Annotated in this window: 13 protein-coding genes; all 13 read left to right on the top strand. The window is 36.6% G+C overall.

Annotation, left to right across the window (positions count from 1 at the left end; translation table 11 throughout):
• The first annotated feature begins 441 nt into the window (after positions 1-441).
• The gene (topB, locus tag MHH71_RS06170; RefSeq protein WP_006094529.1) at positions 442-2,586 is read left to right on the top strand and encodes a DNA topoisomerase III; all 2,145 of its coding nucleotides are present in this window, start codon (positions 442-444) and stop codon (positions 2,584-2,586) included.
• 968 nt (positions 2,587-3,554) lie between these two features.
• Positions 3,555-6,494, top strand: coding sequence for a formate dehydrogenase subunit alpha (fdhF, locus tag MHH71_RS06165; RefSeq protein ID WP_033798822.1), 2,940 nt, complete (start codon positions 3,555-3,557; stop codon positions 6,492-6,494).
• A gap of 15 nt (positions 6,495-6,509) precedes the next feature.
• Positions 6,510-6,992, top strand: coding sequence for a DUF1641 domain-containing protein (locus MHH71_RS06160; RefSeq protein WP_006094531.1), 483 nt, complete (start codon positions 6,510-6,512; stop codon positions 6,990-6,992).
• A gap of 179 nt (positions 6,993-7,171) precedes the next feature.
• On the top strand, positions 7,172-7,516 hold the full coding sequence (locus MHH71_RS06155; RefSeq protein WP_000041501.1) for a DUF2294 domain-containing protein: 345 nt from the start codon (positions 7,172-7,174) through the stop codon (positions 7,514-7,516).
• 16 nt (positions 7,517-7,532) lie between these two features.
• A complete protein-coding gene (fdhD, locus tag MHH71_RS06150; RefSeq protein WP_018765399.1) occupies positions 7,533-8,330 on the top strand; it encodes a formate dehydrogenase accessory sulfurtransferase FdhD in 798 nt (265 codons plus the stop codon).
• A gap of 44 nt (positions 8,331-8,374) precedes the next feature.
• Positions 8,375-9,391 carry a GTP 3',8-cyclase MoaA gene (gene moaA / locus MHH71_RS06145; protein WP_018781389.1) on the top strand — a complete coding sequence of 339 codons (1,017 nt, stop codon included), beginning with the start codon at positions 8,375-8,377 and terminating at the stop codon, positions 9,389-9,391.
• Positions 9,392-9,606: 215 nt separating this feature from the next.
• Positions 9,607-10,401, top strand: a complete 795-nt coding sequence (locus MHH71_RS06140) for a formate/nitrite transporter family protein (RefSeq protein WP_029427105.1) — start codon at positions 9,607-9,609, stop codon at positions 10,399-10,401.
• A 62-nt stretch (positions 10,402-10,463) separates the two neighbouring features.
• The gene (locus MHH71_RS06135) at positions 10,464-11,480 is read left to right on the top strand and encodes a molybdopterin-synthase adenylyltransferase MoeB (protein WP_006094534.1); all 1,017 of its coding nucleotides are present in this window, start codon (positions 10,464-10,466) and stop codon (positions 11,478-11,480) included.
• A 20-nt stretch (positions 11,481-11,500) separates the two neighbouring features.
• A complete protein-coding gene (locus MHH71_RS06130; RefSeq protein WP_033799641.1) occupies positions 11,501-12,796 on the top strand; it encodes a molybdopterin molybdotransferase MoeA in 1,296 nt (431 codons plus the stop codon).
• A 170-nt stretch (positions 12,797-12,966) separates the two neighbouring features.
• Positions 12,967-13,431, top strand: a complete 465-nt coding sequence (locus tag MHH71_RS06125; RefSeq protein ID WP_006094536.1) for a molybdenum cofactor biosynthesis protein MoaE — start codon at positions 12,967-12,969, stop codon at positions 13,429-13,431.
• Between the two features lie 4 nt (positions 13,432-13,435).
• Positions 13,436-13,672, top strand: a complete 237-nt coding sequence (gene moaD, locus MHH71_RS06120) for a molybdopterin converting factor subunit 1 (protein ID WP_006094537.1) — start codon at positions 13,436-13,438, stop codon at positions 13,670-13,672.
• A 50-nt stretch (positions 13,673-13,722) separates the two neighbouring features.
• Positions 13,723-14,808 carry a P-loop NTPase gene (locus MHH71_RS06115; RefSeq protein ID WP_006094538.1) on the top strand — a complete coding sequence of 362 codons (1,086 nt, stop codon included), beginning with the start codon at positions 13,723-13,725 and terminating at the stop codon, positions 14,806-14,808.
• A gap of 32 nt (positions 14,809-14,840) precedes the next feature.
• Positions 14,841-15,062, top strand: coding sequence for a hypothetical protein (locus tag MHH71_RS06110; RefSeq protein ID WP_006094539.1), 222 nt, complete (start codon positions 14,841-14,843; stop codon positions 15,060-15,062).
• Positions 15,063-15,348: the final 286 nt, after the last annotated feature.

Below are 15,348 nucleotides of genomic sequence, written 5' to 3'. Positions count from 1 at the left end.
TTTTTTTGTTTTTAAGGAAAAATATATATAAATAGGGGGCATGCAAAAACAAATTTTAGTGTAGAGTTGAAATAAAGTTAATATGCTTAAAATAAAGCTCCGGTGTTTGTAAAAAAGTTGCATGGTTTCATCCCTTTAGGTTCGAATATCTAAAGGGATGTTCTTATATCTAAGGGAAAAGGAACGGGTTCTCCGCAAAAGATGGTTTATTTGCATGGTTTTTCTTTGGATCTCCCGCATCCTATATGAATTCCATATCTTTATTAAATCTATTGTTTATATAGTCTCCTATTGTGAAGGTGTAAAGGTTAAGCGTATAATATTATAGGTCTAAAAAATATAGGATAAATTGTGAATGATAAAAATGATAGATATTTTTCATCACTTATAAAACAGAGATAAAATGAAAGTAGCATTGGAATTTAGATAGGGAGTTATAAAATGAAATTAATCATAGCCGAGAAACCAGATCAAGGTTTGGCCCTTGTTTCTCAATTTAAATATCGCCGAAAAGACGGCTATTTAGAAGTAGAAGCAAATGAGTTATTTCCAAATGGAGCTTATTGTACATGGGCAATTGGTCATTTGACGCAGTTATGTAATCCGGAACATTATCACGCTGAGTGGAAAAAGTGGTCACTCGATACATTACCAATGATTCCGGAACGTTTTCAATTTGAAGTTACAAAATCAAAGTATAAGCAATTTAATGTTGTGAAACAGCTGTTACATAATCCGCAAGTGACGGGAATTATTCATGCAGGCGATGCGGGGCGTGAAGGGGAATTAATTGTACGAAATATTATCAATCTTTGTAACGTGCAAAAACCGATGAAACGTCTATGGATCTCCTCCTTAACGAAGCAAGCGATTTACCAAGGATTTAAAAATTTACTTGATGAAGCAGATACAATCAATACGTACTATGAAGCATACACACGATCATGTGCCGACTGGGTGGTTGGGATGAATGCATCGCGTGTCTTTAGTATTTTGCTAAAGAAAAAAGGAATGAATGATGTGTTTTCGGCTGGTCGTGTACAGACGCCGACATTAGCTTTAATTGTGAAACGTGAAAAAGAAATAGAAAACTTTAAATCAGAGCCGTTTTGGGAAGTGTTTGCAACTTTTAATATAGAAGGAAAGAAATATGAAGGGAAATGGGAGAAAGATAATGAGTCCCGTTTAAAAGACCCTGATATGGCAAATAAAATTGCAGCATTTTGCCAAAATAAACCGGCTGAAGTAAAAGAAATGAAAACGGAGCGGAAGGAGTTTCAACCACCGTTTTTATTTAACTTATCATCACTGCAAGCAACAGCGAATAAAGCATTTAAGTTTTCACCAAAAAAGACTCTTGATATTACACAAGCATTGTATCAAAAAGGTATTGTGTCTTACCCACGTTCGGATTCTAACTATGTAACACAAGGAGAAGCAGCAACGTTCCCTGACATCTTACAAAAATTAAGCCAGTTTGAGGAATATAAAGACTTATTACCAGCGCCGATTGAGTCCATTATGAATAATAAGCGATATGTGAATGAGAAAAAGGTTACAGATCACTATGCAATTATTCCAACAGAACAAGCGACAAATCCAAATAAACTATCTGGCGATGAAAAGAAAATTTACGATATGATTGTAAGGCGTCTCATTGCGGCTCATTATGAAGTTGCGATCTTTGACTATACAACAATTACAACACTTGTTGATAGCCGTGCTGAATTTATTTCAAAAGGGAAACAGCAAATTCAAGAAGGATGGCGCAAAGTTATTTTCCAAGATGATAAAGAAGATGAAACCATTCTTCCAATCGTAGTAGAAGGCGAACAAGGGAAAGTTGTAACGGTGAAAGTGAAAGAAGGAAAAACACAGCCACCAAAGCGTTATACAGAAGGGCAGCTTATTACGCTAATGAAGACAGCTGGGAAATATTTAGAAAATGAAGAGCTAGAGAAAGTATTAAAAAAGACAGAAGGGTTAGGGACAGAGGCAACCCGTGCAGGCATCATTACAATGCTGAAAGATCGTAAGTATATTGATGTGAAGAAAAATCAAGTGTATGCAACAGATAAAGGAAAAGTATTAATTACCGCAATTGGTGATAAAATTTTAGCTTCTCCAGAAATGACTGCGAAGTGGGAGCAGCGTCTTGCTGAAATTGGGGAAGGCATAGCTTCTCCAGCAACCTTTATGGAACAAACGAAAAAGCTATCAGCGAAAATTATTGAAGATGCGATTGAAATGTCTGAGAAGTGGGACTTTACTGGATTACATGTTGAATCGATTGAACGTAAAGAATCGAAGTTTACAACAGGTAAAAAAGTAGGGAAATGTAAAAAATGTGATGGTGATATAATCGATAAATCAACTTTTTATGGGTGCTCGAACTATAATACAACACAATGTGATTTCACGATTTCAAAAAAAATATTAGGGAAAACAATATCACAAAAGAATATGACTAAGTTATTAAAAGGTGAACAAACAGATTTAATTAAAGGTTTTAAGAAGAATGATAAAACTTTTGATGCGAAATTAGAGTGGAAAGAGAATAAAATCAATTTTGTGTTTGAGAAGTGAGAGTTGTCAGCTAATAAAAAGTTCTTTACTAGGTAAAAAGGTTCTGTAGCAAGATGGAGTGCTTTTTTTCGTATATCTTGCGTCAAGACAATATAAGCCATTCAGAATAAGAATAACTATACAAAGGTTTTATTTGGGGAATTAATGTTCACGAATTAAAAAGGTATTTAACAAATAATAAAGCCATTTAAAAAATAATAAAATAGCATTGCACGTTGATTCTAATATAAAACAACGTGTGATATGAAGTATAACTTTGCATAAAATACAGATGTATGCTTTCTTTTTGTTGTACAAAGATATGTTTCATCAAAGTTTGCTAATTCAAATTATGATTATAAAAAAGCTGGAGGATTTTTTATAAGAAATCCTTTAGCTTAATAAATAACCGTGTATTTAAAATTAAGTTACATTTATTTTTTTATGTGAGCTAATACTTATTATTAAGTGAACTTTTATTGCGAGAATAACAAAAATAAATAATTAGTCCTACAGCTATCAAAGAACTGAGTTTGACTCATCTGTAATATCTTGTTCCTCTGGTACTTTGGGAAAGCAAACAAAGCACGGTGAAGGCTGGATACAGGAACACTTATCCCTATGTTGAAACGGATGGAGACTGCAAAGTTAATTCACCGAAAGCTCAGTAGCATGCGTTGAATTATGCTTGTCAATGCATGGCTTCGTGATTAAACGAATATATCCAAACAAGTCAGAGCATTGAGTGCCGTGACTTTTTTATCATTATTATATTGTGTATTTTTGGATTAAACGCTATAATTATAGTGTTAAAGATGGAATCGTGATATGACCTGTTATGAATCTATCATTTTACTTATGAATAAATGGATTGGTATTTTAGCAAGATGTGCTAATAAACTACTCCACCATGATGATAGCGTACCTATTAATTCGGTGCGTATATTTTCGTGGTGGAGTTTTTTTATTCTCAAAAAGGGGGAAAGACCATGAATGACAGCATGGTTCATATTACAATTGACGGCAAAGAATATAGTGCTAAGCCCGGTTCAACTATATTAGGCATCATTAATGAGAACGGGATTGAACATCCACAAATCTGTTATGTGCCTGAAGTGGATCCTATTCAAACATGTGATACTTGTATTGTAGAAGTTGATGGGAAACTTGTGCGATCCTGCTCGGCAGTAGCAACGGACGGTATGAATATTGAGTTGTCCTCTATTAGTGCAAAGGCAGCACAAACGGAGGCGATGGATCGCTTATTAGAAAATCATTTACTTTATTGTACGGTCTGTGACAACAATAACGGGAACTGCAAATTGCATAATACGGCAGAATTAATGGAAATTGAGCATCAAAAATATCCTTACGAGCCAAAAGTAGATACAAGTGAGGTTGATATGTCTCATCCATTTTATCGCTATGATCCTAATCAGTGTATTGCGTGCGGTCAATGTGTAGAGGTGTGTCAAAACTTACAAGTAAATGAAACGTTATCTATTGATTGGGAAGCGGAACGTCCTCGTGTTATTTGGGATGATGGAGTGGATATTAACGATTCTTCATGTGTTAGCTGCGGTCAATGTGTAACTATTTGCCCTTGTAATGCTTTGATGGAAAAATCGATGCTTGGTGAAGCTGGATTTATGACTGGGCTGAAGCCGGACATACTTGAGCCTATGGTTGATCTTATAAAAGAAGTGGAACCTGGATACAGTGGTATTTTCGCTATATCAGAAGTAGAAGCTGCGATGCGTGAAACTCGTACGAAGAAAACGAAAACAGTATGTACGTTTTGTGGTGTAGGGTGCTCATTCGAAGTGTGGACGAAGGGACGTAAAATTCTTAAAGTCCAACCAACTTCTGAAGCGCCGGTTAATGCAATTTCTACTTGCGTAAAAGGAAAATTTGGTTGGGATTTTGTAAATTCTGAAGAACGACTCACTAAGCCTTTAATTCGTAAAAATGGAACATTTGTTGAATCAACTTGGGAAGAAGCACTTGAATTAGTGGCAAATAAATTAGGATCTATTAAACAAGAGTACGGCAGTGGTTCTGTAGGTTTTATTTCTTCTTCTAAAATTACGAATGAAGACAACTATGTTATTCAAAAATTAGCTCGACAAGTATTCGAAACGAACAACATTGATAACTGCTCTCGTTATTGTCAATCACCAGCAACAGATGGGTTATTCCGTACGATTGGTATGGGCGGAGATGCCGGAACGATTAAAGATATTGCACAATCAGGTCTTGTTATTATCGTTGGTTCAAATCCAACAGAAGGCCACCCAGTTTTAGCTACTCGTGTGAAACGTGCGCATAAACTTCACGGTCAAAAACTAATTGTTGCAGATCTTCGTAAAACCGAAATGGCAGAGCGTTCAGATATCTTTATTAGTCCAAAGCAAGGAACAGATCAAGTATGGTTAATGGCTGTTACGAAATATATGATTGATCAAGGTTGGCATGATCAACAGTTCATCGACGAGAATGTAAACTTCTTTGAAGACTTCAAAGATAGTCTTGCAGAATATACGCTTGAATATGCAGAAGAGATTACAGGCATTTCAAAAGAAACTCTCGTTAGAATGGCAGAAATGATTCGTGACGCAGATGGTACTTGTATTCTTTGGGGAATGGGTGTAACGCAAAATACGGGTGGTTCAGATACTTCCGCTGCGATTTCAAATTTACTTCTTGCAACAGGAAATTATCGTCGCCCAGGTGCTGGTGCATATCCGCTACGAGGTCATAACAACGTACAAGGTGCTTGTGATATGGGAACTCTCCCAGGCTGGCTTCCAGGATATCAGCACGTTACTGACGATGTAGAACGTGCGAAATTTGAAATAGCTTACGGGGTGAAAATTGATAACAAACCAGGTCTTAATAACATTGAAATGCTTCACGCAATTGAAGAAGAGAAAATGAAAGCAATGTATCTAGTTGGGGAGGATATGGCCCTTGTAGACTCTAACGCAAATCATGTACATGAAGTTTTATCAAGTCTTGAATTCTTTGTCGTTCAAGATGTTTTCCTTTCTAAAACTGCTCAATACGCCGATGTAGTGTTACCAGCAGCACCATCTCTTGAAAAAGAAGGTACTTTCACAAATACAGAGCGTCGTGTACAAAGATTATATCAAGTTCTTCCAACGCTAGGTGATGCGAAACCAGATTGGTGGATCGTACAAGCGATTGCAAATAAATTAGGCGCAAATTGGAACTATAGTCATCCAAGTGAAATCTTTGCTGAAATGGCAAGCTTATCGCCACTTTTCGCACAAGCAAACTATGAAGTACTTGAAGGCTGGAATAGTTTCCATTGGGGAAGCTTTGAAGGAACGAATACGCCGCTTCTTTTCCAAGATGGATTTAACTTCCCAGACAAAAAAGCTCGTTTTGCGCTAGCTGATTGGGTACGTCCTGCTGAATTCCCAGCGGAATATGATCTTCACATTAATAATGGTCGTATGCTTGAACATTTCCATGAAGGTAATATGACAAATAAATCAACTGGTATTCAAACGAAAGTGCCTGGTGTATTCGTTGAAGTTTCTCCAGAACTTGCAAAAGAACGTGGAGTTAAAACTGGTTCGTTAGTGCGCCTTGTTTCTCCTTTTGGAGCACTTAAATTACGTGCACTTGTAACGGATCGCGTAAAAGAAAATGAGCTTTATTTACCGATGAACTCAACTGATAAAGAATCGGCGATTAATTTCTTAACTGGTCCGGCGGTCGATCAACGTACGAATACACCTGCATATAAACAAACGAAGGTTCGTATGGAAGTGTTACAAGTAGAAGGTGAAAATCCGATGCCAAAAGCGAATCCACGTAACAAAAAGCGTCATCCTCAAAATGGGATTGAGGTAAATCGTAAGTGGGCTCGTCCAGGATACGTACATTTAACGGATAACTAGGGAGGAGAAAAGAATATGGCAGCACCTATTAAGGCGATCCAGAAGCAGGGGCTAACTGAGGAAGAACAAAAGCAACAAAAGCTAGAAGGTTTAAAAGAACTTCTAGCTAATAATGAAGAAGCTTTAAATCAAATGTTTAATATTGTAGGTGAACTGAATGATATTGGGATGCTGGAAGCTGCAAATTCTATGCTTAAAGCGAAAGAACCAATTGCAAAAATTGTTTTAGGACAAGTCACTCGTGAACCAGTTACAAATTTAATTAATAATATGCTGGGCGCTGCAGGAGCTTTAACAGAGCTTAATCCGGAACTTACTAAAAAGCTTGTAGGTAGTGTATTAACAGGCATGGATGAAGGTAATCAGCATCTGCAAAGTAATAAAAAAGTAGGAATACTGGACCTTATGAAGGTACTTAAGGATCCGGATATTAACCGTGCTATCGGATTCGGTCTTCATTTCTTAAAAGGTATGGGTAAAGGGTTAAAAGACGAATAGGTAAGCAACAATAATATTATTTCATATGTTGTATGCATGTTTGAAATAATGCCAAAAGATGAGCCTTTTCGTTTAATTATTTGAGTGAATAATTTAGACGAAAAGGTCATTTTGTTACAATGTTTATGATGAAGTAGTATTCGGGAAATTAATATTGATTAACTGGGAGGAATGAGAGTATGTCAAAAATGGTGCATGAATTTAATGATATGATACGAAAGCTTAGAAAAGATTTGTTCGGAAAGGGACCAGAACGAATTCATACTGTATTTGCTGAGAATATGGCTATTGCCACACTTTATGGAAATTTGACACCTACTGAGAAATTCATTTCGGGAACTATGGATGGTGCGGAAATGGTTCATATGGCTCGAACGAAAATGATTCAGGAGGTTTATGCTGTCAATTCTCGTGAACATTTGGAGGAACTTGTTGGGGCAAAATTAGTTCATCTGTTTTCGGATATGAAAGTGGAAGAAGATATTGCAGTTTCAGTCTTTGTCTTTGATAAAAATATAACGTGAGAGAAGGATACTGATCGTGAAATCGATACAGGTGGAACGGGGGATTTTCCGTTATGAACAAGGGGAATTTAAACAAATAGAGGACAGCATTGTAACAGAGTTTCCAGTGACGGTTAAAATTAACGGACAGGAATTTGTTACAATGGTTAGTACTCCAGAGTATATTGAAGATATGGTAATAGGCTTTTTAGCCTCTGAAGGTATAATCCGAAAGTATGAAGATATTGATGAAATATGGGTACAGGAGAAAGAAGGATATGTACATGTAAAAACGACAAAAATCAATCCTTATTATCGTGATATCCAAAATAAGCGTTATATTACTTCATGCTGTGGAATGAGTAGGCAAGGATTTGTTTTCGCAAACGATGCGCTGACTGCGAAGAAGATGAATGATATTCGCGTAAAGATCACTACTCAGGATTGTTTTCGATTAATGAATGATATGCAGCAATCTGCGGCTACTTTTCAACATACAGGCGGCGTTCATAATGCAGCTTTATGCGATGTGAATGGGATTATTTTAAGCCGAATGGATATAGGAAGACATAATGCTTTAGATAAAATTTACGGCTATTGTTTAAAAAATAACATTTCTATTGGTGATAAAATTATTGTTTTTAGTGGCCGTATATCTTCAGAGATTCTATTGAAAGTTGCGAAAATTGGCTGTGAAATAATATTGTCAAAATCCGCTCCAACTGAGTTAGCATTGCAGCTAGCAGAAGAATTGGGGATTACTACAATAGGTTTCATTCGGAATCAATCTTTAAATGTATATACTCATCCAGAGCGGGTTGTAAATATTAAATAAAACTTGTACGGAATTATAAAATATGTAGAAGCGAGGCAATAAACATGAAATCCGTCACATTAGACAAATTGCACCGTCCTTTAAAGGATTTACGTATTTCTGTTACCGATCGCTGTAATTTTCGCTGTCGATATTGTATGCCAGAGGAAATATTTGGTCGTGATTATTCTTTTTTGTCTAATGATAAAATTTTATCTTTTGATGAAATTGAAAGGATAGCGCGTATTTTCGTTTCTTTAGGTGTAAGAAAGTTGCGTATTACTGGGGGAGAGCCTTTACTTCGGAAAAACCTTCCTGAATTAATCGAGCGACTTAACAAGATTGATGGAGTAGAGGATATTGGTTTAACTACAAATGGATCACTACTTAAGAAGTTTGCTCCGGATTTATATAAGGCGGGTTTATCGCGTGTGACAGTTAGTTTAGATTCTTTAGACGAAGAGCGTTTCTCTTATTTAAATGGGAATAGAAGTAAAGTAAAAACGGTTCTTGCAGGAATACAGGTTGCAGCGGAAGTCGGGATGAAAATTAAAATGAACATGGTTGTTCAAAAAGGAAAAAATGAACAAGACATCGTTCAGATGGCGCAATACTTTAAAGAGAATAAGCATATTCTTCGGTTTATTGAATATATGGATGTCGGAAATTTTAACGGCTGGGAATTAGGCGAGGTAGTCTCTAAACAAGAAATATTAGAGATGATTCATAAAGTTATGCCGCTTGAACGAATTGAAGCGAACTATCCTGGTGAAGTTGCTACTCGCTATCGTTATATCGGTAGCGATGAGGAAATAGGAATTATTTCATCTGTAACAGATTCTTTTTGTTCATCATGTACAAGAGCTCGTATTTCTGCAGAAGGAAAATTATATACTTGTTTGTTTGCTTCTAAAGGAAACGATCTTAGAGAATTACTTCGCTCTGGATATACCGATGAGGAGATTACTGATGTTATTCGTGACATTTGGAATAATCGTTCAGATCGCTATTCAGATGAACGGCTAAGTAATACAAATAAAAAAGCATTACCGAAAATTGAAATGTCGCATATTGGTGGTTGAGAAATCACTATGAAAGAAGGCTGTTCGTAGCTTCTTTTTGTTAAAGTAAGTAGTGGAAAGTGTGCAAGTTTTGCAGATTTTCTATTGTATAGTAAAAGTGATGATTGATATCTCTGTAAGAGAAATGCAGGGAGATTAAGCAGCATTCAAAAACCCTTATTATGTTAAGGGTTTTTGAAGCTGCTTTTTTAATTGGAAAAATGGAGGAATTGGTTATGTCATTTCATAAACCGGAACAAATCGCTGAGCTTGTGATTGAATCCGGTGTTCAAAAGGTAAGGCAATCGCTATCCGCAATGCTTATTCTTGGATTTTTAGGAGGAGCATTCATTTCGTTAGGATTTTTGCTTAATATTCGCGTTCTAGGCAATGTACCTCAGCAATGGGGAAGTTTAGTAAATTTTATAGGAGGAGCGGTTTTTCCTATAGGTCTTATGCTCGTAGTCTTAGCAGGAGGAGAATTAATTACGGGAAACATGATGTCACTGTCCATGGCACTTTATGCACGAAAAATTTCATTGAAAAATGTGTTGAATAACTGGGTTTGGATAACTTTAACTAACTTTGTCGGTGCACTTTTCGTAGCTTATTGTTTCGGCCACCTTGGCGGGCTAACAGAGGGGGCGTATTTAAATAAAACGATCGCGATAGCTCAAGATAAGTTACATGAATCGTTTGGGAGAACGTTAATTTTAGCAATTGGTTGTAACTGGCTCGTTTGCCTTGCGATTTGGTTAGCTTATGGAACGAACGATTTGATTGGAAAGATTGTTGGAATTTGGATTCCGATTATGGCCTTTGTAGTAATTGGATTTCAGCAAGTAGTAGCAAATATGTTTGTTATTTCAGCAGTTATTTTTGCTGGTCATCTTACGTGGATGGATCTTGCTAAAAACTTTGTTCCTGTCTTTATCGGAAATGTAATTGGTGGAGCTGGATTTGTTGGGTTTGCTTATTTTTCTTGTTATCAGAAACAAAGTGCTACAGAGAAAGATGTATTGAGAAAATGATCGAATATGAAGCATGTTTTTTAATTAAATGATGAGTATGTACATGAAAGGAAGGCTATCTAATGATAGAGCGGTATTCACGTCAACAGTTGTTCACTCCTATTGGAAGTAAAGGACAAGAGAAGATTAGAAATAAGCATGTGTTGATTGTGGGGGCAGGTGCATTAGGAAGTGCAAGTGCAGAGGCATTTGTACGTGCAGGTATTGGAAAATTAACGATTATTGATCGTGATTATGTAGAATGGAGTAATTTACAGCGGCAACAGCTTTATGTTGAACAAGATGCGATAGAAAAATTACCAAAAGCAATTGCAGCTCAAAATCGGTTGAAACAAATCAATTCAGAGGTACAGATTAATGCTTTCGTGATGGATGCAAGAATAGAAGATATGGAAGCTTTGTTAGGCGATGTCGATATAATCATTGATGCAACAGATAATTTTGATATTCGATTTGTGATAAATGATCTATCACAAAAATATGATATTCCGTGGATTTATGGTTCTTGTGTCGGGGGGTATGGCATGAGCTATACGATTATTCCAAAGAAAACACCGTGCTTACATTGTGTACTTAAAAGTGTTCCAGTTACAGGAGCGACGTGTGACACAGTTGGAATTATTAGTCCCGCTGTCCAAATAGTGGCAGCATATCAAGTGACAGAAGCATTTAAAATTTTAGTGGAAGATTTCGCAGCAATTAGAAAAACTTTTTTAATGTTTGATATATGGAGTAATCAACATCATTCTATCAAACTAGGAAAAATAAAAGCGGACAATTGTCCTTCGTGCGGACCGCATAGAACTTATCCTTATTTATCTTATGAAAATCAAACAAAGACAGTTGTTTTATGCGGAAGAAATACGATTCAAATTAGACCGATGCATAATAGTTGTTACAACTTTGACCAGTTAGAAAAACAACTAAAAAAACACGGGAAAGTAGATCGAAACCCGTATTTGTTATCTTGCCAACTAGAGGATTATCGTGTGGTCATTTTTCAAGATGGTCGTGTATTTATTCACGGGACAAATGAAATTCAAAAAGCGAAACAAATATACTATCGTTTATTAGGATAACAGAAGGAGTGAGGGGAATGATGGAAAAAAGAATACCGATTGCATTTGGAGAGGCCGTCCATAAAGTAATGGAATTTGCCAATCGTGGTTTAAAAGAACTACTGCCACTTGAACTAGCTTATGGGCGTACATTAGCAGAGGATTTAATAGCTGATCATGATGTTCCTTCCTTCAATCGCTCACCATATGATGGATTTGCTATTAGGGCAGAAGATACTGCCTGGGCAAGTTATGAGAATCCAATTTTGTTCGAAGTAATTGGCGAAATTGGGGCAGGTTCCATATTTCCTCAAGAGGTAGGTCAATTTCAAGCAGTTCGAATCATGACGGGGGCACAAATTCCAAAAGGATGTAATGCAGTTGTGATGCTGGAACTGACCCGTCAATATGAGGATGTCGGTAAAGCCTATATGGAAGTGAAACGCTCATTCAAAAAAGGAGAAAATATTTCCTTTCAAGGTGAAGATACACGTAAAGGGACAATTCTTGCGAAGAGAGGTTCTTACATTAATCCAGGTATTTCAGCTCTCCTTGCTACATTTGGTTACAGCGAAGTGCCAGTTGCAAAAAAGCCTGTAGTTGGAGTATTGGCGACTGGGAGTGAGCTTCTTGATGTAAATGAATTACTACAACCTGGGAAAATTCGAAATAGTAATACGTACATGATATTGTCCCAAATTCGAAGAGCAGGGGGAAGAGTGAAATACTTTGGTAAGTTTAGTGACGATTTTGATACGTGCCACGCAGCCGTAAAAGAAGCGTTAAGTCAAGTGGATATGTTAATCACAACAGGTGGTGTTTCGGTAGGGGATTATGATTATTTGCCAGCTATATACGAAAAATTAGGGGCATCGGTTCTTTTTAACAAAGTTGCAATGCGGCCAGGTAGCGTCACGACCGTAGCACAATTAAATAAAAAACTATTATTTGGGTTATCAGGTAATCCTTCTGCTTGTTATGTAGGCTTTGAGTTATTCGTAAGACCTAGCATTCGTACCTATATGTTTAGTGAAAAGCCACATTTAAAAAAAGAAAAAGCATTACTAGGAGAAGATTTTTTAAAACCTAATCCATTTACAAGGTTTGTACGAGCAAAGCTCAAATATAACGAAGGACAAGTAATCGCCTATCCATCAGGGTTTGATAAGTCTAGTGCGGTTTCTTCATTAGCTGAATCAAATGCTTTTATCGTACTCCCAGGCGGTACAAGAGGATATAAGAAAGGGATGTTCGTAGAGGTTCTCTTATTAGAAGATAATCAAGGCAGTGAATGGCCTTGGATCAATATTATTCCATCCTATAAAGTGAAACTTTAATCAGTGGGGGATGGCCCCCCACTGATTATTAGTTGAACCAATCAGGCTTTTACGGGCAGTTGATCTCCCACCTAACCTTTTTGTTTTCGCTGAGTTTTGAGGTGGAGTCTTACTGCACGCAAATAGCGGGATAAATAATAGAGCTTTAAAACAAGAGGAGGATCATGTTGATGGGACAAGTATTATTTGAAATTGTAGAAACTCCTATTTTAGTCGAAGAAGTAACGAATAAGGTAGCAAGAAGAGAAGCAGGTGCCATTACAACATTTATTGGAACAGTAAGAGAATTGACAAAGGGAAAAAGAACTTTGCATTTAGAGTATGAAGCGTATAAACCAATGGCAATAAAAATGCTTACTCAAATTGGTGAAGAAATTAAGAAGAGTTGGCCGGGTGCAAAGATAGCAATTATACATCGAGTGGGACGACTAGAAATAATGGATATTGCAGTTGTAATTGCAGTGTCGTCGCCGCATCGTAAAGTTGCCTACGAAGCGAATGAATACGCAATTGAACGCATAAAACAAATCGTCCCAATTTGGAAAAAAGAATTTTGGGAAGATGGAACAAAGTGGATTGGAGATCAGCTTGAAAATACGCCGTACCCGGAAGGGGAACCAAAGAAGGAAGAGTGAGAAGATGATTACAATTTTACTGTTCGCAAATTTGCGAGAGGAAGTCGGCTCAGACCAATTAGTAATAATAGAAAAACAAAAGATTAGTGTTCATCAATTAAAAGAATGGCTTAAAGATAGTTATCATTTACAATCGTTGGATAGAGTCATGGTGGCTATCAACGAAGAATTTGTAACTGACGAACATATTGTAAAATCCGGAGATAACGTTGCGTTTATGCCACCTGTAAGTGGAGGATAATGTTGTTTGTACTAAAAATTATCAAATAAAAATGAAAAGGACTGAGATTTATGCTTACTCATGAACAAATTATGAAAGTTCTAAGCCATGTTCAGGATCCAGAGTTGCACAAAAGTATCGTGGAATTAAACATGGTAAGAAATATTCAAATTGACGGCACACATATTTACCTTGAAGTTATTTTAACGATTCAAGGTTGTCCATTAAAGGCAAAAATTCAACAAGATATTGAAGACTCTCTTCGGAACATTGGAGCCTCTAAGGTGTCTTTGACTTTCGGCTCCATGACACCGGAAGAGCGGGCTGCATTAACAGAAACTTTAAAGAAAAATTCTAGAACGGAAACCGGCATGCCTAGTATATTGCGATCAGATTCAGGTGTACGTTTTATTGCTGTGACAAGTGGAAAAGGTGGAGTCGGAAAATCAACTGTGACGATTAACCTTGCTACTGCTTTAGCCCGTATGGGGAAAAAGGTTGGGATTTTAGATGCAGATATATATGGATTCAGTATCCCTGCTATGATGGAAGCTAATCAAAAGCCAATAATGATAGATCAGACAGCGATTCCGGTCGTTAGCCACGACGTTAAAATTATGTCAATGGGATTTTTTACAGAGGGTAATAACCCAGTTATGTGGCGAGGGCCAATGTTAAACAAATGGATTCAAAATTTCATTGCCAATACTCATTGGGGAGAATTAGATTATCTTCTTCTTGATTTGCCTCCTGGCACAGGAGATGTCGCGATTGATGTGGCTGCGATGATTCCTCATGCGAAGGAAATTATAGTTACGACTCCTCATAGTGTAGCTTCGTTTGTTGCTTCCAGAGTAGGGGTAATGGCAAAGCATACAAAACACGATATTTTAGGTATCGTTGAGAATATGGCATATTATGAGGAACAAGATGGTTCAAGGAATTATCTCTTTGGGAAGGGTGGCGGCGAAATGTTAGCAGAACAACTGCAAACAGAAGTGATGGCACAAATACCTTTTGCAAAGCCTGAAGAAAATAAAGGTTCGTCCGTATATGACGAAGATTCGCTTGTTGGAGAGATGTTTACATCTTTAGCTCAAGATCTTATCTACAAATGGAAATTAAATATCAACATAGTAAAAGAACGGAACTTTTAAAAGAGAGGGATATAAGGAGGGATTTTAATAGAATGTGTAATATAGATCATTCTTTTGAAGATGTAATCAATAAACTTGAAACGCAGCAATATTTTTTATCCGAATTTTTGGTTAAAGACTTACATGAATTTCTAAAAAGCAATCATTCACAGAAAATATTAAATGAAATATTTCACCTTTTAAAAAAGTACGACCTAGCAGCTAAAGAAGAACGGGAGAAAAGAAATGAAAAATTAATGTTACTTATAAGTTAATTAATAGAATTTACAGCAGTATTTAACTTGTGTTTTCTTTAGTTAGCTTTTCGGAAAGGGTGAATCTTATGGATATCAAAAAGTAAAAGATAAAAAAATTTTTTACTAAATGAGTTATTATAAAATGCATGAAAAAAGCATGACAGCGAAATGTCATGCTTTTCTTGTTAGGCAACAAATGAGGGTAGAAGAAACGTGGCAAAGTCAAATTTGAATATATACTGTCCTCATTTTAAAACTTCACATCATTAAGGATGCGAGGTTTTTTCGTTTGAAATATTTCACT

Source organism: Bacillus sp. FSL H8-0534 (assembly GCF_038005885.1).
GTDB lineage: Bacteria > Bacillota > Bacilli > Bacillales > Bacillaceae_G > Bacillus_A > Bacillus_A pseudomycoides.
This window is presented reverse-complemented; position numbering and strand designations above follow the sequence as displayed.

Coding starts and splice junctions, on each gene's coding strand:
- MHH71_RS06110 (WP_006094539.1), top strand. CDS start 14,841: ATGTGTAATATAGATCATTCTTTTGAAGATGTAATCAATAAACTTGAA.
- MHH71_RS06160 (WP_006094531.1), top strand. CDS start 6,510: ATGGCAGCACCTATTAAGGCGATCCAGAAGCAGGGGCTAACTGAGGAA.
- MHH71_RS06155 (WP_000041501.1), top strand. CDS start 7,172: ATGTCAAAAATGGTGCATGAATTTAATGATATGATACGAAAGCTTAGA.
- MHH71_RS06140 (WP_029427105.1), top strand. CDS start 9,607: ATGTCATTTCATAAACCGGAACAAATCGCTGAGCTTGTGATTGAATCC.
- topB (WP_006094529.1), top strand. CDS start 442: ATGAAATTAATCATAGCCGAGAAACCAGATCAAGGTTTGGCCCTTGTT.
- MHH71_RS06135 (WP_006094534.1), top strand. CDS start 10,464: ATGATAGAGCGGTATTCACGTCAACAGTTGTTCACTCCTATTGGAAGT.
- fdhF (WP_033798822.1), top strand. CDS start 3,555: ATGAATGACAGCATGGTTCATATTACAATTGACGGCAAAGAATATAGT.
- moaD (WP_006094537.1), top strand. CDS start 13,436: ATGATTACAATTTTACTGTTCGCAAATTTGCGAGAGGAAGTCGGCTCA.
- MHH71_RS06125 (WP_006094536.1), top strand. CDS start 12,967: ATGGGACAAGTATTATTTGAAATTGTAGAAACTCCTATTTTAGTCGAA.
- MHH71_RS06115 (WP_006094538.1), top strand. CDS start 13,723: ATGCTTACTCATGAACAAATTATGAAAGTTCTAAGCCATGTTCAGGAT.
- MHH71_RS06130 (WP_033799641.1), top strand. CDS start 11,501: ATGGAAAAAAGAATACCGATTGCATTTGGAGAGGCCGTCCATAAAGTA.
- moaA (WP_018781389.1), top strand. CDS start 8,375: ATGAAATCCGTCACATTAGACAAATTGCACCGTCCTTTAAAGGATTTA.